The sequence below is a fragment of the Kurthia senegalensis genome (assembly GCF_000285595.1).
Classification (GTDB): Bacteria; Bacillota; Bacilli; order Bacillales_A; family Planococcaceae; genus Kurthia; species Kurthia senegalensis.
Genome location: NZ_HE611066.1, coordinates 227,377 through 247,090, shown reverse-complemented (window position 1 = coordinate 247,090; position 19,714 = coordinate 227,377). Strand labels below are relative to the sequence as shown.

At 36.2% G+C, this 19,714-nt stretch carries 28 protein-coding genes, 2 pseudogenes and 1 other annotated feature; of the genes and pseudogenes, 11 read left to right on the top strand and 19 right to left on the bottom strand.

All coding sequences use genetic code 11. The features are described from left to right. Positions 1–107 precede the first annotated feature (107 nt). The 3 genes and pseudogenes from KSHG_RS08635 to KSHG_RS08625 form a co-directional block, all read right to left on the bottom strand. Entirely contained in the window at positions 108–383 is a 276-nt protein-coding gene (locus tag KSHG_RS08635) for a hypothetical protein (protein ID WP_010304614.1), read from the bottom strand. Positions 384–448: 65 nt separating this feature from the next. Further along, positions 449–888: pseudogene (locus tag KSHG_RS16575) on the bottom strand (ASCH domain-containing protein). Between the two features lie 70 nt (positions 889–958). Next, a complete protein-coding gene (locus KSHG_RS08625; protein ID WP_010304609.1) occupies positions 959–1,204 on the bottom strand; it encodes a hypothetical protein in 246 nt (81 codons plus the stop codon). Positions 1,205–1,701: 497 nt separating this feature from the next. Between KSHG_RS08625 and KSHG_RS16570 the strand changes: the two genes are divergently transcribed. Then, complete coding sequence (locus KSHG_RS16570) at positions 1,702–2,019, top strand: hypothetical protein (protein WP_010304608.1); 318 nt, start codon at positions 1,702–1,704, stop codon at positions 2,017–2,019. A 98-nt stretch (positions 2,020–2,117) separates the two neighbouring features. On the opposite strand, the gene KSHG_RS08615 is transcribed toward KSHG_RS16570, so the two are convergent. Continuing rightward, positions 2,118–2,306: a DUF4017 family protein gene (locus KSHG_RS08615; RefSeq protein ID WP_010304607.1), complete on the bottom strand. Its 189-nt coding sequence runs from the start codon at positions 2,304–2,306 to the stop codon at positions 2,118–2,120. A gap of 206 nt (positions 2,307–2,512) precedes the next feature. Continuing rightward, on the bottom strand, positions 2,513–2,770 hold the full coding sequence (locus tag KSHG_RS18525; RefSeq protein ID WP_010304606.1) for a hypothetical protein: 258 nt from the start codon (positions 2,768–2,770) through the stop codon (positions 2,513–2,515). A gap of 188 nt (positions 2,771–2,958) precedes the next feature. Here KSHG_RS18525 and KSHG_RS08605 point away from each other — a divergent pair, with 188 nt between their 5' ends. From KSHG_RS08605 to KSHG_RS08595, 3 genes are all read left to right on the top strand, one after another. Next, complete coding sequence (locus tag KSHG_RS08605) at positions 2,959–3,417, top strand: hypothetical protein (RefSeq protein WP_010304605.1); 459 nt, start codon at positions 2,959–2,961, stop codon at positions 3,415–3,417. Between the two features lie 60 nt (positions 3,418–3,477). After that, positions 3,478–3,615 carry a transposase gene (locus KSHG_RS19215; RefSeq protein WP_010304604.1) on the top strand — a complete coding sequence of 46 codons (138 nt, stop codon included), beginning with the start codon at positions 3,478–3,480 and terminating at the stop codon, positions 3,613–3,615. Between the two features lie 188 nt (positions 3,616–3,803). Continuing rightward, positions 3,804–4,391, top strand: a complete 588-nt coding sequence (locus KSHG_RS08595; protein ID WP_010304603.1) for a hypothetical protein — start codon at positions 3,804–3,806, stop codon at positions 4,389–4,391. Positions 4,392–4,542: 151 nt separating this feature from the next. Here KSHG_RS08595 and KSHG_RS16560 read toward each other — a convergent pair. From KSHG_RS16560 to KSHG_RS08565, 8 genes and pseudogenes are all read right to left on the bottom strand, one after another. Then, positions 4,543–5,108, bottom strand: a pseudogene (locus KSHG_RS16560) (ATP-binding protein). 215 nt (positions 5,109–5,323) lie between these two features. Continuing rightward, a complete protein-coding gene (locus tag KSHG_RS18970) occupies positions 5,324–5,455 on the bottom strand; it encodes a GNAT family N-acetyltransferase (RefSeq protein ID WP_261797763.1) in 132 nt (43 codons plus the stop codon). Then, on the bottom strand, positions 5,433–5,744 hold the full coding sequence (locus KSHG_RS18965; protein WP_010304601.1) for a GNAT family N-acetyltransferase: 312 nt from the start codon (positions 5,742–5,744) through the stop codon (positions 5,433–5,435). The genes KSHG_RS18970 and KSHG_RS18965 overlap by 23 nt, the downstream gene beginning before the upstream one ends. 38 nt (positions 5,745–5,782) lie before the next feature. After that, positions 5,783–5,991 (bottom strand) — a binding site (T-box leader). A gap of 120 nt (positions 5,992–6,111) precedes the next feature. Beyond that, a complete protein-coding gene (locus tag KSHG_RS08580; RefSeq protein ID WP_010304600.1) occupies positions 6,112–6,672 on the bottom strand; it encodes a GNAT family N-acetyltransferase in 561 nt (186 codons plus the stop codon). A 337-nt stretch (positions 6,673–7,009) separates the two neighbouring features. Then, a complete protein-coding gene (locus tag KSHG_RS16550; RefSeq protein ID WP_235728353.1) occupies positions 7,010–7,609 on the bottom strand; it encodes an aminoglycoside phosphotransferase family protein in 600 nt (199 codons plus the stop codon). After that, positions 7,597–7,800 carry a hypothetical protein gene (locus KSHG_RS18760; RefSeq protein ID WP_235728352.1) on the bottom strand — a complete coding sequence of 68 codons (204 nt, stop codon included), beginning with the start codon at positions 7,798–7,800 and terminating at the stop codon, positions 7,597–7,599. The genes KSHG_RS16550 and KSHG_RS18760 overlap by 13 nt, the downstream gene beginning before the upstream one ends. A gap of 469 nt (positions 7,801–8,269) precedes the next feature. Next, positions 8,270–8,560, bottom strand: a complete 291-nt coding sequence (locus KSHG_RS08570; RefSeq protein WP_010304599.1) for a helix-turn-helix domain-containing protein — start codon at positions 8,558–8,560, stop codon at positions 8,270–8,272. Positions 8,561–8,701: 141 nt separating this feature from the next. After that, the gene (locus tag KSHG_RS08565; RefSeq protein ID WP_010304598.1) at positions 8,702–9,403 is read right to left on the bottom strand and encodes a hypothetical protein; all 702 of its coding nucleotides are present in this window, start codon (positions 9,401–9,403) and stop codon (positions 8,702–8,704) included. 185 nt (positions 9,404–9,588) lie between these two features. On the opposite strand from KSHG_RS08565, the gene KSHG_RS08560 reads away from it, so the two are divergent. Further along, a complete protein-coding gene (locus KSHG_RS08560; RefSeq protein ID WP_010304597.1) occupies positions 9,589–10,074 on the top strand; it encodes a tetratricopeptide repeat protein in 486 nt (161 codons plus the stop codon). Positions 10,075–10,113: 39 nt separating this feature from the next. Here KSHG_RS08560 and KSHG_RS08555 read toward each other — a convergent pair whose 3' ends face one another. After that, positions 10,114–10,638: a chromate transporter gene (locus KSHG_RS08555; RefSeq protein WP_010304596.1), complete on the bottom strand. Its 525-nt coding sequence runs from the start codon at positions 10,636–10,638 to the stop codon at positions 10,114–10,116. 256 nt (positions 10,639–10,894) lie between these two features. Between KSHG_RS08555 and KSHG_RS08550 the strand changes: the two genes are divergently transcribed. After that, the gene (locus KSHG_RS08550) at positions 10,895–12,679 is read left to right on the top strand and encodes a bifunctional metallophosphatase/5'-nucleotidase (RefSeq protein ID WP_010304595.1); all 1,785 of its coding nucleotides are present in this window, start codon (positions 10,895–10,897) and stop codon (positions 12,677–12,679) included. Between the two features lie 430 nt (positions 12,680–13,109). On the opposite strand, the gene rpsN is transcribed toward KSHG_RS08550, so the two are convergent. The 3 genes from rpsN to KSHG_RS08535 form a co-directional block, all read right to left on the bottom strand. Then, on the bottom strand, positions 13,110–13,379 hold the full coding sequence (gene rpsN / locus KSHG_RS08545; RefSeq protein WP_010304594.1) for a 30S ribosomal protein S14: 270 nt from the start codon (positions 13,377–13,379) through the stop codon (positions 13,110–13,112). A gap of 59 nt (positions 13,380–13,438) precedes the next feature. Further along, positions 13,439–13,588 (bottom strand): 50S ribosomal protein L33, encoded by a 150-nt coding sequence (gene rpmG, locus KSHG_RS08540; RefSeq protein WP_010304593.1) that lies wholly within the window; start codon positions 13,586–13,588, stop codon positions 13,439–13,441. A gap of 96 nt (positions 13,589–13,684) precedes the next feature. Beyond that, complete coding sequence (locus KSHG_RS08535; RefSeq protein WP_010304592.1) at positions 13,685–14,278, bottom strand: TetR/AcrR family transcriptional regulator; 594 nt, start codon at positions 14,276–14,278, stop codon at positions 13,685–13,687. 139 nt (positions 14,279–14,417) lie between these two features. Between KSHG_RS08535 and KSHG_RS08530 the strand changes: the two genes are divergently transcribed. Beyond that, on the top strand, positions 14,418–15,383 hold the full coding sequence (locus KSHG_RS08530) for an arsenic resistance protein (protein ID WP_010304591.1): 966 nt from the start codon (positions 14,418–14,420) through the stop codon (positions 15,381–15,383). 156 nt (positions 15,384–15,539) lie between these two features. Here the strand turns inward: KSHG_RS08530 and KSHG_RS08525 are convergent, their stop codons facing one another. After that, positions 15,540–16,679 (bottom strand): metallophosphoesterase, encoded by a 1,140-nt coding sequence (locus KSHG_RS08525; RefSeq protein ID WP_010304590.1) that lies wholly within the window; start codon positions 16,677–16,679, stop codon positions 15,540–15,542. A gap of 257 nt (positions 16,680–16,936) precedes the next feature. On the opposite strand from KSHG_RS08525, the gene KSHG_RS08520 reads away from it, so the two are divergent. Both KSHG_RS08520 and KSHG_RS08515 read left to right on the top strand, forming a co-directional pair. Beyond that, positions 16,937–17,296 (top strand): hypothetical protein, encoded by a 360-nt coding sequence (locus KSHG_RS08520; RefSeq protein ID WP_010304589.1) that lies wholly within the window; start codon positions 16,937–16,939, stop codon positions 17,294–17,296. Between the two features lie 104 nt (positions 17,297–17,400). Beyond that, positions 17,401–17,913 (top strand): DNA-3-methyladenine glycosylase I, encoded by a 513-nt coding sequence (locus tag KSHG_RS08515; RefSeq protein WP_010304588.1) that lies wholly within the window; start codon positions 17,401–17,403, stop codon positions 17,911–17,913. A 17-nt stretch (positions 17,914–17,930) separates the two neighbouring features. Here KSHG_RS08515 and KSHG_RS08510 read toward each other — a convergent pair whose 3' ends face one another. Further along, entirely contained in the window at positions 17,931–18,212 is a 282-nt protein-coding gene (locus KSHG_RS08510) for a GNAT family N-acetyltransferase (RefSeq protein WP_010304587.1), read from the bottom strand. A 282-nt stretch (positions 18,213–18,494) separates the two neighbouring features. Between KSHG_RS08510 and KSHG_RS08505 the strand changes: the two genes are divergently transcribed. Continuing rightward, a complete protein-coding gene (locus tag KSHG_RS08505; protein WP_010304586.1) occupies positions 18,495–19,247 on the top strand; it encodes an SDR family NAD(P)-dependent oxidoreductase in 753 nt (250 codons plus the stop codon). A gap of 16 nt (positions 19,248–19,263) precedes the next feature. Continuing rightward, positions 19,264–19,698, top strand: coding sequence for a MarR family winged helix-turn-helix transcriptional regulator (locus KSHG_RS08500; RefSeq protein WP_010304584.1), 435 nt, complete (start codon positions 19,264–19,266; stop codon positions 19,696–19,698). Positions 19,699–19,714 lie beyond the last annotated feature (16 nt).

Here is a 19,714-nt window from a genome sequence, read left to right as displayed (position 1 = left end):
CTATTCTTTCAATCAAAATAACTAGCCCACCTTTAAAAAATTTCAGTTTCAACCGTTGATTTGAAAAACGGTTTTATTTTGAATAACATACGAAAAAAGCAGCCCCCTCAGGCTGCTTTTTGAAAACGAATAAAAATGGCATTAAGCCACGTAATAAGTGGTACAAAAAAGAGTAACGTCATGATACCTAATTCACTATTTTTATGAAAGGCTTGTGCATTTATTGCATACAAAATGACCGAACTAATCGAGAAGAAAAGCGTATTGAATATAAATGCATATAAGATGAGCCAGTTGCTGCCTACTTTGTTTTTGCATATGCCGCATAGTACGCTAGATACGATCAGACCTGCTACTAAAATAAGCCAATAAACTATATTCAAAAATTCACCCCATCACAAAGTTTTTACTATAGACGTAACCCCCTCACTAAAATGTTCCCGAAACGTTATACGGCATACACTTTCTTAAATCGTTCGCAAACGACTAGCATACTCGGGGCAAATTGTTGACCGTATTCATTTAATAATTCACTAAAAAACTGCTCGTGTGCATCCCACCAAAATTGATAATCCCCTTCTCCTTCCGCTAATGCAAATTCCTCGGACACCTCGTTCATCGGCATTACTTCAACGGATTCAATTTGAATCACCGCAACAGGTACGTCCGCTCCATTTAAAATAATGTAATATTCTCCCGCTTGTGGCAAAGCTTCTTTTTCTAATTCATAAAATACATGGCCAGAAGTAGTCGCTGTTTTTTTCCTTCGACGACGAGATCCGCTAACCAATCCGCTGACGCCCCAAATTGAAAAGCATCTTTGTATTCCACACTTTCTTGCTGCGTTTCCACACAAAATTCATGCCAAAACTGCTGAATCATATCCATTTTTAAACACCTTCTTAATGAGATTATGTATCATCATTTAGTTAAAAAAATAGCTAGAATCTTATTGATTCTAGCTGTTTTTATTTTTCATCATGAATTCTTCATATTCTGCCCAAACGATGTACGCTAAACCGACTAATAATGCCAAAACACTGCATATATTTAAAGGTATGCCCACATACTCGGACATTTCACGAAATAAATTTTCGTCCCAACTAGATACACCTGAGCCAAAGACTGCCGCACTTATATATTTTGCTGAAATTAAAAAGGCAGCGATTGCTATGAAAGTAACACCTGCTCCACGTTTGTTCATTCTATTCCCCTCCCACATTTCACTTTTCTTGGACTGTATGACAAAAAATAACTTATTCAATTTATTTACATTAAGTATAACAGAAAAATCTCCATTTTTTCTATGCAAGCGGTAAACCCTTTCTCGAGTCTTACGATGCACTATATAAAATATTTTCCACATTTAAATGCACAACATTATTTCAAATCATTCATTATAATAGTATGATAAAAATATGATTATTCGCCTCTGTAGCTCTAGCAGGGAAGAGTGCCAGAAAACAATGTAGAACTGGATCGCAAGGTAACGGTTTCAGAACCACCGAAAAGCAAAAAAGCTGAGGCAGGTGAAATTCCTCGCCGGTGAAAGTCCGTAGGGAAGCGTGTTCCCCGTAGCCTATGCTTACGAAAGGAGTGCGGGTTCGAATCCCGTCAGAGGCATTCGTAAAAAAACGTACTACACTTCCTTATTTCAAACTAAAAAAATGACGCTTATTAGAAAGATGGATGATGATCATAATGGAGAAAAACAGATGTTTAATATGTGGATTTGATGGATTAGAAGAGCCTCCCTACTATGAGGATTATGCTGGAAGCAATGAAATATGTCATTGTTGTGGATTTGAGTTCGGTGTAGATGATTATGATTGTGATGAATTCAATCATGATCAATTGACAGACAAAGAAATTGTAGAGAAATCACATATTCTTTGGAGAAAAAAATGGATTGAAGAAGGGTTTAAATTATTTGTTCCTGAAAGTTTTCCGGATGGCATGAAAAATGGGGATTTTTTGAAACCAGAAGAAGCCGCTAAACAATTGAAAAATGTAGAATGACTATAGAAACAACAGCAAAAAGCGAATGATACAATGAAACTCATAAAATTGAGTTTCATTGTATCGTTCGCTTTATATTTACTAACAATTAATAAATTTTATTTACGAGCAAGCTTTTTGTTCAAAATAAGAGAGAATAAAATAGCAATAAATAAGATAGGCAGTGCGTAAATTTGTCCAACCAACAATTTCCAACTCATTGTATCGTAGCCTTCAGAAGCAGGCAGCATAAGCATTACAAGACAAACTACTACGTAAATCAAGACTGGAATAAGTATCTTCCTCAAGTTCAATCACCTCCAATTCGAAATGTATGAAGCCATCTAAACTTCATTTTATCTATACTTATACTATTCGATAAATTCTTTTATTATCCTTTCATTTGAAAAAATTGAATTTATTTTTTATGCCCCTTTTCAAACATCTCTCTATTTAATAATACGGATTGAATACACTTTTTTATTTCTATATTTTAAATTCACTTACTTTTCCTTTACGAGAAATGCCTATTCATCATTTGGAAACTGTAGAAAATTACTGTACTGTTACCATTCCAACCTTCAAAATCATCCTCACTCATACAAGCCATAAAAAGATGATACGATTCATAATCATTCGGCCAAAATGTATTTTTTGTATTGCCCTTTTCTAATGTTAAATTTATCGCATCTCGTAATTTTTCTAAACCCGTTCTATTCCCAACAATAATTACTCCTTCACTTTTCCCTGAAGGAGATAACTTATTAGTCAATAAACTTTCTTCAAAAAAAGCTCCAATAAACTACGTATGATAGTAAGATAAAGAATGCTACAAAAATCCCAAAATCAACATTTTAAGAGTATAATGAAAAGCAAAATATATGGATTGAAAAAAGATATAATTTTAATGTTTCTTAATCATTTATTGGAGGGATAAATATATATACTGTAGAAAATTATTTGAATACTATTAAATTAAATTTAGATAGAAAAACAAATGAATTGGTTAAAGGATTTGAAAATCTTAAAAAAGCATCTTTTTCTGAAGATACTGTAGTTTTGGTTCTGAGTACATCATTTTCTTTAGAAAGTGTTAATGTATTTTTATCAGCTAATGAAGATATGTTTAATCCAGTTGATTTGACTGATGGATATGTTGATAGTATAGAGTTACTTGGGGATTTTACACTATATAAAAAAACTGGTAATTTAAAAGAGCATGATAAATTTAGTGATTTTTATGAAAATAATGATTTAGAAAAAATAACGATAAATAAATATAGTATGTGGATTAAAGAATGTTTTGATTCTGCCAATTTAGATTTATCTATGCCTATTTATTTTGGTGTTTTAGATGAAGAATATGTTTTAAATTTGGTTACAGGTGAATGGGAAGATCCGATAGAAATAGAATTCTGATTCTAAAAAATAAATAAGGGTTTGTAAACTAAGACGATTAATCAAAAGGAGCGTGCTACTATGCCCTATCAACATCGAACATTTACACCCGAATTTAAACGGCAAATGGTGAAGGTTTATGAAAATGGAAAGTCTCGTGCAGCCATCGCTCGTGAGTATGATTCAACGCCAATAGTATTCAAATTACAGCCCTCATAATTTTTGTCCAATTTACTGTTGCCATTCCACAAATTGAAATGTACGAAATGAAAGATATTAAATAATCGTATTAAATGACTGTCTTATAAACCGCACTTATTTATGATATGCTTCTCCTTAACTGATGTTTGATGATTTTCAAGCTTTCACAAAGGTCCTATTACAACTGAAAAAGGAGGATCATTTTAATGATTACAACTGCAAAAATTACTGCTGCACCTATTTCAGGTTTATACACTGAAAAGATTTATGATGCACCTATTTCTACAAAAAACTGGACTTGGATAAAATTTGAGACAAACGAATATGAAACTTTTTACGGTCAATTCAAAGGTGCACCTTTACAAATCGCGCTCTCAAAACAGAATCCTTATTTTTATGTACTTACTGATTCACTTCTTTATGAGGTTAGTCGTGAAAATCCTTCCGACTATACCGCTTATGATCAGGATGACTTCTGGGGAACAATCACAAACTTAACGTTAACCCCATCAGGACAATTACTACTATCAACTTACTATGAATTACTTCAAGCAAATATGCCCCTCTTTAAAATCGAAGGTGATTTACTAGATACGCTTATCAAAATAATTCCCCCTGTTCAGATTGACGTTATTGAATTTAAAAATTGGCATAATGACCAATTACATATTCAAGCCAATTACCTTGGAACAAGTTACCCTGTCAATCTTTACTTTGATACAAACACTAATAAAATTTATGAAAAAAACGTTGAGCTTTTGGAATCAAAACCACTCAAATTCGGTAAGTACTGATAACACTTTTCTTGAGTGCTTTCATGAATCATATTACTAACTAAAAAAGCCACAAATCATTGATTTAACAATGATTTGTGGCTTTTTCGTATATTCCCTAACTTTGATTTGGGAACATTATTTTGTATGACATTGAATAAAAAATCAAGTATTATAAACTCTTAGCAATTTGAATAATTTCGTGAATAACAGAATCGACATCTTTATTATTTTTAATTACAAATAAATATTCTGCTTCATCATTTGATGGCTCTACAATATCTTCGTTTAAAGATTCTTTTTGCTGTTTGAGAAGTACTTCCTCAAAATTTGAATAAGAACCTCTAAATATATTTGTACTTCGTTGGCTTTGTTTGGCTCTATTTAGAAGAATCTCATCTGCTATATTAAAATTAACCAGAATACGAATAAATTTTTCAGAAGTAAATATTTCATCAAATAATTTTTTCTACTTTTAATACTTCGATTTGAATTACAAATAATGAGATGTAAATTTGTATTTTCAACGGCATAATCAACAATAAAACGTGTTAAAGAATTTTTAAGAATATTTGGACCTGTTTTTGGTAGTAGTTTCTCATAATGGGTATTTAGAAATTCAGCTTGGTTATCTTGGTCCATTACAAAAGAATTCTCTAAACGCTGTTCTAACAACTTTGCAAAAGTTGTTTTACCACTATGCGTTTTACCTACTGTCATAATCATTAACCTTTTCACTATTTCACCCCAACTTTAGATGTTTACAACATTATATAATATTTCATATTTTTACCATATGGTGTAAGATCGTTACCAAAGTGGCGTTTGGGAACGTTATTTGATTATTTAATGCATATTTAGTAAATGGTTTCATCGGTATTAAAGTAATTTAGACATATATAATTCATTTACATAAGAATCATTTATTTGTAGTGAATCTTTTTTGATACCTTCTATTTCAAAGCCCATTTTTTGTATAGATGAATGGCTTGTTCATTATTCTCAATTACCGTTAATTCCAATCGATGAATTTGCTCTTGTTTTGCCCAATTTGTGATGTATTCAAAAAAGTTTTGTCCCCACACCTTTTCCTCGACTATTCGAGTGGACCCCGATTGCAATGGAAGCACGATGAGATGTACGCGACAAATTTTCGCTTTTTATCATAAGATAACCTAAAATTTCTTCATTTTCTAAAGCAATAAAAAATCCAGATTTTGGTGCGTTGTTAATTGAATTTATAAATTTACTTAGTGATGCCTCCTCCATGCGTCTTTCACCAGGTGCAAATAACATGAAACCCGACTCTTCCGCATCTGTCATAACAGAAATTATTTTTAGTGCATCTTTGTCAATAGCATTTCTTACAAACATAAAATCCCTCCTTAAAAAATAAAAAAACTTCGTCTCAACAAAGAGACGAAGTTACATTCGCGGTACCACTCTAATTGATTAATTCAACATTAATCCACTTAAGCTATAACGGTAGCTGCCGTTTATACTTACTTTAGTTCAGCATAAATACTCATGGACGAGTTCAGAAATTTATTGACTGTTTTGCACCAACCAACAGCTCTCTATACAATAATTGTTCCCTACTACTTCCAATCATTGACTTATATATTGATTTAAATCATATTAAATTTAGAAAATTTTGTCAACATAAATTCCCAAAGCGAGATTTGGGAACATTCGTTGCGTATCATTGTAAATTCATATTTTTTACGGAACTACAATAATATTAGTCTGCATTTTTATAATAGATCAAATGGTCTGTCCACTCATTATTTTCGTATATAAAGCCTTTACGCATACATTCGAAGTCCATTCCTACACTTTCAATTAGTTTAATGGAAGGCGTATTATCAATATTTATATGGGCTTCAATTCGATGATAGTCCAATTGTTGAAATGCCATCTTAAGAGATACATTCACCGATTCTTTACCATAGCCATTTCGCCAATACTGATTATGAACTGTATAACCTATTCTTCCCCATTGAAAATCATCTCTCGCTAACGTTGAGAAATCTATCATACCTATATGATTTCCATCCAACTTATTGAATATACCGAAAATATAGGTATTGTCTGAAAGGGCTAATTCTTGATGTTTTTCAACTAAGCTATGAAACCACTCAAGCGTACATTTGCTCATATCTAATTTTCCTAAGTCGTGGCGATTTTGAGATGGAAAACGGTTTTCAAATCCGTTTAACCAAAATTCATAGTCTTCATTTATTAAAGGTCTTATAATTAATCGTTCTGTTTCGACTTTATATTCGAATTTTTTATTTTCCAAATTGATAGCTCCCTTTTTTGTATACTCTTATAATTTAATACCAAATATTTTTTAAATGTCATAAGACATCACACCTTCCAATTTAAATTCTGTATATTGTGAAAATTTTATCTATATAATATTACCATACATTATTTAACAAAACATTCCCAAACAGCGGTTTGGAAATCAAAATCACTCCAATTCGGTAAGTACCGATAACACTTTTTTATTGGGTATTTTCATGAATCACAACATTAACTAGAAAAGCCAGAAATCATTATTAAATCAATGATTTCTGGCTTTTTCGTATAGTCCCAAACTTTCATTTGGGAACGTTTATTGCATAATTTATGTATTAAAAAAATTCATATAATCCGTTTGCATAATAGTTATATATATGATTTTCGATTACGTTTTCACCGTAACCTTCAAAAAAGACAAGTTTATCTTTTTCATCTTGAAATGCATTTGGTTTAGGACGTATTGCTAATGCTAAATCAAATCTAGGATCACCGTATGTTGCGTTTCCCCAATCAATAATTCCAGAAATAATGCCATTCTGAACTAACACATTATCAATTGTAAAATCGCCATGAATTAAAGTTTGTCTCTCAATATGTAATGGGTGAGTAATAATTTTTTCTAATAGTTTTTTATCGCCGTCAACTTGGAAATTTTTAAAATTATATTCGGCTTGATATAACATTTGACTCAACCAATTTGTTTCATGTTTTAATGCTGGTGGACAAGATGTATGATGAATCTCAGAAAGGCATCTTCCAAAATTAAAAAGAATCTCTTCTCGTTTTTCCTTACTTTTTTCGTTAAATAATGCCGAACGTATTGTTTCCCCTTGTAGACATTCCATAAGTAACCATGATTCGCTCGTTTTTTTCTCAGTAAATATATGTACTTTGGGTACAGATATTTTAGTCTGTCTAACTAAAATATCCAAATTCGAATTTTCTTTTTTAACAAAGAACAATTGAATTCACCTTTTGTACGTTTTAAAACATACTTTTCTTCATTTGCTTCTAGGATTATGACATCTGATGTATAGCCTTGTCTTGGAAATTTAATTGAATCAATAGTGGTTAGAAAGCTTTTAATTTCTAAAGGTATTTCATTTAATTCAATAGGTTTCAAAAATTACACCCCCCTATAATCTGATTTATATACATAAAGCATAACATTCTCAAAGCGATGTTTGGGAAACAAAATCACTCTAATTCCGTAAGTGCCGATAACACCCCCTCTTTACACGAAACAACCAATCTTTTCCGTGATAAAAAAGCAGCCGATTTGGCTGCTTTTTTGATATAGAATATATATCGTAAAAAAATTATAATGTCGTAACTTTACAAAATGAAAAATTTGGAAAAATGGGTAGTAGAAATGAAATGATTATCAGCGATTTTTGCAAAAATTCATCACAAAACGTCGAGATGATTGTTACAAAGTTATAAAATAAGCGATTTTTATAACTTAGGTGCTCAATTTCTATACTAAAGAGTGAAAATGGGCGATTTTTATAACTTTAATATTTTTTATCAAACACTTACTATAATCGTCTAAAGAAAAAATCTTCATAAAACAACGAGTCTCGATAATGAAATTAAAGTCTACGAGGGTCTCGTTTTTTGAGATCTGGAACGGTTGTGTTCAACACTTCCGCAAGCTGTTGAAGTAATTCTTCAGTAATTTCATATTCACCAAACTCAATATCACCAATGGCTGTAGCTGGAAGATTTACTTTTTTCGCAAGTTCTTCTTCAGTCATATTTAATTGATCGCGTTTTTTAAAAACATTGTGAGCAATCGCATGCGTTTCAGCCTGTTCAAACCACAATCTTCTAAACGTAGGGTCTTTCATATTCTCTAAGATTAATTTATCCAAATCGTCCATTTTATCACCTCACCTTTATTTTATCATGTGTAACTATCTATTGATGAAAATCAGTTTAATCATAAAAAAAGCAGCCAAATCTAGGCTGCTTTTTTTTACACCCAGCACCTCAAAACGAATTAAAGCGAGACCTCTACGTACTTAATCCCCTAAATCGTATTTTAATTTTGAAGTATGATAACTTGTATCGACATCCAAATTTATTAATGCATCCAAGTCGTACGTTTTTTGCTTATATACTTCCTTCATATATTGTAAGAAAATAGAGCGACAAACATAGAGCTCGCTTGCATCTTCTCGTAACTCATCGTACTCAATTTCATCTCCTAATGAATCGTGGGTAATCGCTTCGAATTCTAAATTCGTGTGCCACATAAAATCAAGGAAGCCTTGCAGCACTGCTCGTCTATAGGCATCGAATGAAAATTCTCCTAGTATTTGCTTCGTATAGTGAAAGTCTTGTAAAATCCGGAAGAAGGTCACCGTTTTTTTATGATAAAATAGTTGAATCGTAAATGCGCCTCCATCCCCACCACCATCTGCGAAATAGGAAGATAAATACTTCTGCGTTTCAATTGATTTGTCCCTTAGCGAAATCGTGTGCAATAAATCATTCCAAAATCGATACAATTCACTCACTTCCGAAGCGATTGGAATCGGTTGTCCGTCGACTAAAAAGACGACTCGTCCTGCAGGATAACCTCCTGATCGTCCAAATTCATAATTAAATACATCCATATCTTTTAATTGCGTCATTTCCATATATCCGGGATACACATCGTCGACATCGAGTTCTTCTTTTTCAGGTGGAATTTGTATGTACGTTTTAATTTCCAGTTCCATCGCTATCCCTCTTTCCTAAAATCTGTTATCTTTATTCATTATATATAAAAAACCATCCTATTCCTAAAAATAGATGATTTATTATGTATATTTGTTTACATTTTTACTTATATACTTTATTACATAACGTTACATTCCAAACTATTAGGGTATTCTTTGACATACCCTTTTAAGGAGCTGATTTTATGAATGAACGACTACGCGACGCCCTTCGCTTCAGGGAACAAGGGCAGCTCGAACTGTCTAACACGCTTCTACTTGAACTCGTCCAAGCGTATCCCGAAGATGCATTCATCCATTACCAATGTGCATGGAGCTTTGATGTGTTAGGTGCGGAGGCACAAGCTGTACCGTACTATGAAAAAAGTATTTCGCTCGGTTTGCCTGATGAACATTTGGAAAATGCGTTCATCGGTTTAGGAAGTACGTACCGAACGCTCGGTGCATATGAGCAATCGAAAGCGACGTTTCTTCGTGGCATCGAAGCGTTTCCGCATAACAAGGCCATGCAAACATTTTATGCGCTCACTTTGTACAATCTCGATGAACATAAAGAAGCGATGCATCTCCTCCTGACGTGTTTGTTGGACACGACGACCGATGAGAATATTAAGCAATACAAACGGGCACTCACCTTTTATGCCGATCATTTAGACGATATTTTCCCATAATCAAAAAGCCGCCGGATACGATTCCAGCGGCTTTTGATTTTATAAAAATAAAGCGCCTACAACGAGCGAACTAATGATGACGAGTGCTGGATTTACTTTGAAGCGAACGAGCGCTAAGTATGAGCCGGCGACTAATAATACGGTCGGAAGCCATGACATCGCTTGAACGGATTCGATTAAAAATTTAATCGTTAATTGCAGCATTAACGCACCGATAATTGGCACGATAAACAGCGTCAATCGCTTCATGCGAAGGGATTCTTTATATTTCGCCAAAATGCTTAATAAGCCCATCATTAAAATCGACGGCAAAATCGTCGCAATGAGCGCATTGACCATGCCCATGACACCACCAATTCGGTAGCCTACGTAGCCTGCCATTTTCGCAACGAGTGGCCCTGGCAACGTATTTCCGATAGCCATAATTTCATAAAATTCCTCGTCCGTTAATGCTTTATGTTGCTCGACGAATTCCGTTTTCATCATTAAAACGGTCGTGTTGCCTCCACCAAATCCCGCAATACCTGCACGGAAAAAAGAGAGAAATAATTGTTTTTGATTCATTATTCGACTACTTTCTAGTGATCTATATTGTCGTACCGACTTAGTTTACAACAACGCCTGCTTCTTGAACGAATTTTGACATGCAACGCTCTTTTGCGAATATAAGTTACGCGGTTTCTGCTTTTTTTAATACGACGCTGCCTATGCCCCTTTTTTCAAAAAACGTAAATTTTCATTATTTTTCAGGAAATTATTGTATTTAACAGAATTTTCAACTATATTTATACTGTTAATACGAATCGAAGGAGTGTTATTTTTGAGAAAATCAAAGTTTACCGTTTCGCTTAGTGCTGCATTGCTTCTACTTTCAGCACCTCTTGCATCTGAATCAATCCAGGCGGAAGCGAAAGCAGCAAAAAAAGTTGTGGACAAGCAAGTACCGATTCAATTTTTAAGCATTAATGACTTACACGGCTACATTAATGGCAACAACAAAAAAGATGCCACTGGTGCACTAATTGGCGGTATGGACTCACTCGCTTATCACTTTGAGCAAGAAAAATCTGATTTTGCGAAAGCGAATAAGTTAAAATCAACTTCTTCTAATACCGTCGTATTACAAGCGGGCGATTTAGTCGGTGGCTCTCCAGCGATTTCTGGTTTACTACAAGACGAACCAGTTATGAACATCGTTAATGCGATGAACTTCTCTGTTGGCGCACTCGGAAATCACGAATTCGATGAAGGCATCGAAGAATACCAACGTTTATTAAAAGGTGGCAAACCGATTAAAAATGTGACACAAAACTATGATTTAGTAAAAGACTACAAATTTGCGGCGACAAAAATGGACGTTTTGTCTGCTAACATTAACGACAAATCAACACATAAGTTAATGAAAGGCTTTAAACCGTATGTCGTGAAAAATGTCGGTGGTGTAAAAGTAGCCTACATTGGCGTCGTAACACCGAGCATTAAAGATGTCGTTCTTGCACAACACACGAAAAATATTGAAATTGTCGACCCTGGTGTAGCTGTGGCAAAATATACGAAAGAACTTCGTAAAAAAGGCGTTAAAGCGATTACAGTCGTAGCACACGCTTCTGTATCCGTTGACCAAACAGCCAACTCATCAATCGATACACAATCTCAAACACGTCTAACAGGCGAAGTTATTGACATGCTAAAAACGGTCAATAAACTTGATCCTCAAAACTCAATCGACGTCGTTTTCGGTGGACATAATCACGCATACGCACAAAATACATACAAAAAAGTGCGCATCGTACAAGCATATAACTACGGACACGCTTACTCTGTCGTAAAAGGTAAATTAAGTACGAAAACACAAGATTTCGTTGCCACACCAACAGCGAAAATTAAGTACAACTATACATTACCGAAAGAAACGATCGTAACGAATAAAGTAGCGAAAAAAGTAAATACTATTATTACAGAAGCAGATGCGATTGTCGGAAAAGTAATGAACCAAAACATTGCGACGATGGACGTTGAAAGCTTATCAAAAACAGCTCCAACGAAAGTTCGTCCAACGGATAAGTACCCAATCGGCGGTTCACAAGTCGGTAACTTAGTGACAGATGCACAACTTGCTTCTGCACGTGAACTGGACCCAACAGTTGATTTCGCCTTCACAAACTCTGGCGGTGTCCGCTCTGATTTAAATGCCGTTCAAAATGGCGATACGCTTAACATCACACGTGGTGCTGCACAAGCGGTTCAACCGTTCGGCAACATGCTCAGCATCATCAACATTACAGGTGCGCAAGTGAAAGCCGCTATTAACGACCAATTCGTCGGTGGCTACGGTCTTGAAATGGCTGGCTTAAACTACACATTCAACGAAAATGGTGTCGTGGACGTATTCGTTAACGGCGAAAAAATCGATGAAACGAAAACATATAAAGCGGTTCTAAATGATTTCTTAAAAGGCGGCGGCGATAAATTCCCAACGTTTATTAATACGACAGTTGATCAATTTTTAGGTGTCGATACGGATATTTTCATTAACTACATCGAAAAAACAAACCATATCGAAAAATCTTCCGTTGAACAATTACGCTTAGAACGCGTACAATAATCTTTACTAAAAAGGACACTTCCAAACATAAAATTTGGAAGTGTCCTTTTTGTGATGGATACAAAATAAGTTTGTTCAGTATGAAAGAAATGACGGATGCTATTAGTTATAACGAACAATCGGTAAGTAATAATCCTTTTTCAAAAAAGGAAACCACCTTTCTCCAGTGCAATACTAGAAAAAGATGGTTTAATGCAAAATTTGACAGCGACTTCTAAGAAAATAGCATGCGTGGGAAGACCTCACAGTGAGCTTGCGAGCGAGGAGACTTCCGCCATACCCCAGAAAAGCGTCCGTCAAATTCAGCTAAAAAGAAGCGTGTTTTTTCACTTTCTTGAGTTACTTCCAAATAGTTTCCTTTTTATATGTAGCCATTTCCTTCCACAGAAATGTGCCTGTTATTAAAAACAATTCGTCATCGTTTCATTCACTACCAGCTTGCTTTTTTTACACCGGGAATTTGTCCGGCATGTGCCAATCGTCGAAACTCGATACGCGAAAGTCCAAACTTTCGCATCGTGCCTCTCGGTCTCCCCGTCACCGCACATCTTCTCGTCAAACGAGTCGGTGATGCATTTCGAGGCAATTTCTGTAATGCTTCATACGCATGTTCTTCCTTGTATTGCGCACGTAATGCCGCATAGTTTTCGACGATTTGCGCTCGCTGCTCATTACGAACAACTTTTGATTTTTTAGCCATATAGCACCTCACCTTCTACAAAGCGTAATCATTACGCTTTAAAAATACGTAAAATTTTTTTACTTCGTTTCTCTATGCACCGTCACCCAGTTCAATTTCTTACAATATTTTCGAAGTTCTAAACGCTCTGGATGTTGGCGTTTATTTTTCGTCGTTATATAATTTCGATCGCCTGTTTCCACACAAGCTAACGTAATATTCACACGCATCGTATCACCTCTCTTTTTTATAAATAGTAATCATTACTATTTAGATTATAAACATCTCCCCTTACGCTGTCAACACGTAACGTAAGAGAAAATAGTTTATGGCTGAAGAGGCTCCGTAATCGCTACTACTGGACCTGCTCGAAAAATTTTCATTAACATGCATGCCATTTGTTCGGGTGTTTCTCGTGTTTTTTTCAATAGCCATTGACGCAAGACGCCGATATTTGCCGACGCTAAATATGCCACAACGACGTCTAGCGGTACAGCGTCTTCGGCAGCCGGTACTTGTTTAAAATAACGCAGTAGCATTTGCTCGAATACACTTTGCATATTCGTAATAACCGTCGTTTGTTCGTTTGAATGTAGCAAAACTTCCATTAATGCATGTTCTTCTTCCATATACTGATAAATGCGTACGATTGTGTCGTATGTGAGTTGGCTGTCGAGCGGCTCGATACCGTTTACAGGTGTCCGTGCTTCAATCATTTGTCGTACTTTTTCAATAACTGCTTTTTCAAGCGTCGCTAACAAATGATGCGTATTTGCATAATGTTTATAAAACGTCGCACGATCCACATTCGCTGTATCTGCGATTTGTTGGACAGTAATCGTGTCGAACGGTTGATTTTTAACTAATTGAATGAATGCATCTTTTAAAGACGCACGCGTTTTTAAAATAAGTCGATCCATATTTCCACTCCTTGATACGGTGTTTATTACGTATATACTTGTCATACCTCATGAAGCGACTCATTAAACGACTTTCACTAATTATCATTCGCTTTCTATTAATGTATGCTACTATTTAGAAACAAAGGAGCGTATCAAAATGAACATGAGAGAAAAATTAGAAAATCATCAAGTCATCGTTTACGGCATCTCTATTGTGTTAGCTGTCGTTTACGGTCTTATCTTCCCTCACATAGCGATGAACTTTGACCAGTTACTGTCCGTCGTTATGGGTATTTTAATGTACGGCATGTTTTCACAAATCCCATTTACTTCCGTTAAAAAAGGGATGCTGAACCGCCGTTTCCTATGTGCATTACTCATTGCCAACTACATTGCGGTTCCGGTTGTCGTCTTTTTCCTAACGCATCTTTTTTCAATCGAATCCCATCTTTTATTAGGTGTCTGTCTCGTACTCCTTGCACCTTGCATCGACTACGTCATCGTCTTCACAGCGCTCGGAAAAGGCGATGCGAAACAAATGCTTCTCGCAACACCGCTTTTATTAGTTACGCAATTATTCGTACTTCCCTTTTACTTAACGCTCTTTTTAGGAAAAGAAGCCGCGTCACTGATCGACATGACACCTTTTATAAAGACGTTTCTTTTATTAATTGTCGTGCCACTCGTTGCGGCAATCTTTTTCCAATTACTCGCTCGACGACAACAAACTGCACAAAAATGGCTCGATTTATCCGCTTGGTTGCCCGTTCCTTTTATGGCTTTGACACTTTTCATTATCATTGCTTCCCAAATTCATTCGCTTCAAGCGTACAAAATGGAACTGCTACACGTACTACCGGTTTACATGTTATTTATGGTCATCATGCCCTTTGTATCCAAATGGATTGCTACACTATTTCGTTTGCCAATCCCACTCGGACGTGCCTTACTATTTAGTAGCTCGACGCGCAACTCGCTCGTCGTACTCCCTTTAGCCTTTGCTCTCCCCGCCCCATTCCAACTGCTCGTCGCTGCAGTCATCGTCACACAAACGATTGTCGAAATGATCGGGGAGTTACTCTACATTCGACTCGTACCAAATGTTTGGTTCAAAAATTCATAAAAAAACTGGGACATACTATCTCATAACGTAAATAAAAATGACGCTGTCGATTGGCAGCGTCATTTTTGGATGATAGTTAAGGGAGCGACTTTTGCGGAACCGTGCCCGCGAAAAGGGTCGTCCTGATATTGCAATCAGAACGACCCTTTCTATTTATTAATCAAGTTCAATCGTCACAATTTCTGAATCACTTCCGACACGCATCGGCATTCCCCACGTCCCAATACCAGACGAAACGACGACTTGTGGTCCATCTTTTTTCAATTGACCGTATCCATAGTCGATGTCAAAAACGAGCGAAGTAATGTAATTTCCCGGGAAAATTTGTCCTTTATGCGTATGCCCCGATACGATTAAATCAACATCTTCCCCGTATTCTTGTAAATGATTCGGTGTATGGTCCATCACGACGACAGGCAACGTATCATCTAAAGCATCTAATTTCGATTGAATCGAGTGACGTTCCAATTTACCAAAGCCACCAATCGGAGACGGGTCTAGTCTACCGGCTAATGCGAGACGTCCATCAATGACCGTCACCTCATCTTTCAATACGTGAATTTGACTCTCTTCCATAAAGGCAAGCATCTCATCAAACGTATCGCCCCCGTCATGATTGCCAAGTACCGCATAAACACCGTACGTCGCATCAATTTGTTGGAATGCTTTTTTAGCCGCTGCAACGTCGCGAATCGAATCAAAATCATCATTGAATAAGTCGCCAACGATGCAGACAACATCTGGATTTTGCGCATTCATACGCTCCACCATCTCCGTAAGGCGTCGCTCAGATTGTACTGCACCGAGATGTACATCGCTCACCATGACTATTTTCATGTCTGGTGATTTCACGCCCTCTTTCGTAATAATCGTATACGCTTTTTCTTGAATATTCATCGCATGAATCGAACCGTATAAGACGAAGCTACACGTCAAAACGACGACTGCTCCCCAAACACCAATCGTCACACCATTTGGAACACGTTTCGGCACGAGGCGCACGAGTTTCGCAAGCGCAACGAGTACGTCTGCCACGACGAAAAATAATAAAAAGTAAACGAAAATCCCCATCGCATACGCTCCGATGACTTTCAAAAAGTACGGTACGCTAAAGAACGACACGATAATCGAGACCGCACCGAGTAAAAATAAGCTATAAAAGATTCGTCGCTTCCCTTTCAAACGTGGGAAAAGTGCGACAAGCCCTGTCGTAAATCGTTTTGCTATGTATACGTGTAATAGTAAGAAAATCGCTATAAAAACAATCATCATGACGATCGTCCAAATACTATTCATTCAAACCCACTCCTTTTTTTCTGTATTCCCTCTTTCATAAAAATTTGACTCATTTTCAACTAATTTCCTATAGTACTTTTATATAAAATGTATGCAAAAATTTCATCAGACGCCACATGCCGCCTACACTTCTTCCTATTATATACACCTTTTATAGTTGTATCGTATAATCTTTCAACAATTGTAATCTACCCCTATGAAATATTTTTGAAAGGCGTATACTGAAACTAAAAAAATAGTAGGAGTCCATGTACACGATGACATTCGAAAAGAATCAATGGCAATTTTTAATTACTGCTTCGACGACGGCACAGGCGAAAAAAGTGCTACAACGGATCACGACACAAATTGGTCCACTTGAAATTGAAAAGATGCAACCTTATTGGAAGGAACCAACGCTTTTCGAAATTTTCGCCTCTGGTGAGACGAAAGAAACTGAAAAAGAAAAAGCGATTTTCGCTGCACTTCAGCAAGTGAACCAACTATCAAACAACGTCACATTAATCGGACCTGAACTGTTCGGTAAAGACAATTACCAAATCGAAGTTACGTGCAACACCGCTAAAATTGTCGGTCTTCACTCATTCAGATTGCATATGGATAACTTTTTATCTTAACAAAAAAATGCCCCGCTCTTTTTCAGTGCGAGGTATTTTTTTACGAACAAAAAAAGAACAAATGTTCCCCATTTATGATATACTTTTCATCAAGAGGTGATTTTATGACAATTCAACGATGTCAATGGTGTATGCACGATGAAGCATTGCAACATTATCATGACCATATTTGGGGACATGCGAAACAAACCGACGAAGCTCTATTTGAAGCACTCACATTCGAAGCGTTCCAATCCGGGTTAAAATGGGAGACGATTTACCGTAAACGAGAAGGATTTCGAGAAGCATTCGCTCAGTTTAATATCGAAGCCGTTTCACAGTTTACCGCTGAAAAGCAAGAGACGCTCCGTAACAATCCCGCAATCATTCGTCATCGCTTAAAAATCGCAGCAACCGTTTATAATGCGTCACAAATTGTTCGTATACAAGCTGAACACGGTAGCTTCCTCCATTATTTAGAAACACTGCCTGAATCTGAACGCATTCAAGCACTTAGCAAACAATTTAAATTTATCGGACCCATCTCAGCCGAAAGCTTTTTAATGGCTTGTGGCTATATACGCCCTCGCCACGAAGAAACTTGTTTTCTTTTTCCATACAAAAATGCCATCGTTTAATACATACGATGGCATTTTTAATCTGTGATTTGTACATCTTCATAAGCTGTAGAAGTTTGAAATTTATTTTCAACGTATGGACAAATTGCTTTAATTTTATAATGATGCGCTCTCGCATATTCTGCGGCAGCATCCAATAAGATTTCTCCATTATGATGTCCTTGTGACGAATGATCGACAAGTGTGCCGTAAATAATCATTCGCTGGTCTTGTAATCGCCAAATTATTTTACCAATCGAACCTTCTACAGCGTCACGTAAAGTAAACCCACGTTCATTCTCCATTAATTGCGTGTGCATACGTAACCCCCCTAGTACATGTTCTTTACCCGATTTACTTTAAAAATAAGCACATTTTTATAAAATTTTTTCATCGTCGCATTTCATTTTGACCGACACGTCCTTAAGCGTATAATAAGCAGTGGAAAACATCTTTTTTCGTCTGATGCTTTTTCAACAATCTTTTAAAATAAAGCGCTCTTTGCTTTATAAATCCAAATCTTTATTAATGCAATATTCTATATAGTTCGTAAGCGAACTATTTGTGGTATACTACTCGTTGAAAAGAGAGGAGAGATTTATATGCGTTTACAAGACAAAGTTATTTTAATTACAGGGGGTGCCGGTGGTATTGCGACTGGTATGGCTCTTGCGATGGCAAAAGAAGGTGCGATTTTAGCATTAGTTGATGTGAATGAAGAAGCTGGTAAAATCGTTGAAGAAAAAGTTCAACAATACTCACCAAAATCATCATTTTTCATCGGTAACTTACTAGACGTACCAAACTTACCTTCAATCGTTGAAAAAGTAGTCGAAAAATACGGTAAATTAGATGTGCTCGTAAATAATGCACATGCATCGAAACAAAAACCATTTGAAGAAATCACACAAGAAGATTTCGACCTATCATTCGGTACTGGTTTCTACCCAACATTTTACTTAATGAAAGCGGCATTGCCTTACTTAAAACAATCAGAAGGCTCTGTCATCAACTTCGCTTCTGGTGCTGGCTTAAATGGGCAACCGACACAAACAGCATACGCGGCAGCAAAAGAAGCCATTCGTGCCATTTCTCGCGTAGCAGCAAATGAATGGGGTAAATATAATATTAACATTAACCTTATTAGCCCGATCGCTAAAAGCCCTGGTGTAGAAAAATGGGCAGAAGCTTTCCCTGAAATGTATGAAGCAACATTAAAAACGATTCCTCTAGGTCGCTGGGGCGAACCAGAAGAAGATATCGGTCGTGTAGCGGTATTCTTAGCTTCTGATGACGCACGTTACATTACGGGTCAAACGATTATGGTAGATGGTGGTTCGATTCAATTGCGCTAGTCAAAAGGAGATCGCGATGGACAAACCTAAATTCCATGAACTCGTCAATATGGTTGAACAAGTTCACAACGGCAGTATCATTCGCTTTACGGAGCGATTCAATAAAAAAGTCGGCATTTCACTTATTGTCGTATTAAGTGAAATCCGTAAACTCGGTTCATGCCAAGCGTCCGAGCTTGCCAAAGCACTCGGTTATTCGAAAAGTAGCATGTCCGCTATTATGAAAAAACTATTCGCTGCTCATTATATTGAGCAAAAAATGGATTTACATGATCGCCGAAAAAACGTCATCATCATTACAGATGAAGGCAATGCCATTTTAGATGAAGCAGAAGTAATCGGACAAGAGTATTACGAAACGATGTACTCCGTTTTGACAGAAGATGAATTAATGCAGTATATTGAAATTCAAAAAAAACTGCTGAATCAAATTCAATCTTTCAAAAAATAAAAGAAAACGAACGTAA

Bases quoted from the DNA above. Each gene is read 5' to 3' on its own strand.
- rpmG (WP_010304593.1), bottom strand. From the start codon at position 13,588: ATGCGTGTGAATATTACGTTAGCTTGTGTGGAAACAGGCGATCGAAAT.
- KSHG_RS08525 (WP_010304590.1), bottom strand. From the start codon at position 16,679: ATGAATAGTATTTGGACGATCGTCATGATGATTGTTTTTATAGCGATT.
- KSHG_RS08520 (WP_010304589.1), top strand. From the start codon at position 16,937: ATGACATTCGAAAAGAATCAATGGCAATTTTTAATTACTGCTTCGACG.
- KSHG_RS08560 (WP_010304597.1), top strand. From the start codon at position 9,589: ATGAATGAACGACTACGCGACGCCCTTCGCTTCAGGGAACAAGGGCAG.
- KSHG_RS08515 (WP_010304588.1), top strand. From the start codon at position 17,401: ATGACAATTCAACGATGTCAATGGTGTATGCACGATGAAGCATTGCAA.
- KSHG_RS19215 (WP_010304604.1), top strand. From the start codon at position 3,478: ATGCCCTATCAACATCGAACATTTACACCCGAATTTAAACGGCAAATG.
- KSHG_RS08535 (WP_010304592.1), bottom strand. From the start codon at position 14,278: ATGGATCGACTTATTTTAAAAACGCGTGCGTCTTTAAAAGATGCATTC.
- KSHG_RS18965 (WP_010304601.1), bottom strand. From the start codon at position 5,744: ATGTTTGTAAGAAATGCTATTGACAAAGATGCACTAAAAATAATTTCT.
- KSHG_RS08530 (WP_010304591.1), top strand. From the start codon at position 14,418: ATGAACATGAGAGAAAAATTAGAAAATCATCAAGTCATCGTTTACGGC.
- KSHG_RS08595 (WP_010304603.1), top strand. From the start codon at position 3,804: ATGATTACAACTGCAAAAATTACTGCTGCACCTATTTCAGGTTTATAC.
- KSHG_RS08505 (WP_010304586.1), top strand. From the start codon at position 18,495: ATGCGTTTACAAGACAAAGTTATTTTAATTACAGGGGGTGCCGGTGGT.
- KSHG_RS08500 (WP_010304584.1), top strand. From the start codon at position 19,264: ATGGACAAACCTAAATTCCATGAACTCGTCAATATGGTTGAACAAGTT.
- KSHG_RS08510 (WP_010304587.1), bottom strand. From the start codon at position 18,212: ATGCACACGCAATTAATGGAGAATGAACGTGGGTTTACTTTACGTGAC.
- rpsN (WP_010304594.1), bottom strand. From the start codon at position 13,379: ATGGCTAAAAAATCAAAAGTTGTTCGTAATGAGCAGCGAGCGCAAATC.
- KSHG_RS08565 (WP_010304598.1), bottom strand. From the start codon at position 9,403: ATGGAACTGGAAATTAAAACGTACATACAAATTCCACCTGAAAAAGAA.
- KSHG_RS08570 (WP_010304599.1), bottom strand. From the start codon at position 8,560: ATGGACGATTTGGATAAATTAATCTTAGAGAATATGAAAGACCCTACG.
- KSHG_RS08625 (WP_010304609.1), bottom strand. From the start codon at position 1,204: ATGAACAAACGTGGAGCAGGTGTTACTTTCATAGCAATCGCTGCCTTT.
- KSHG_RS16570 (WP_010304608.1), top strand. From the start codon at position 1,702: ATGGAGAAAAACAGATGTTTAATATGTGGATTTGATGGATTAGAAGAG.
- KSHG_RS08555 (WP_010304596.1), bottom strand. From the start codon at position 10,638: ATGAATCAAAAACAATTATTTCTCTCTTTTTTCCGTGCAGGTATTGCG.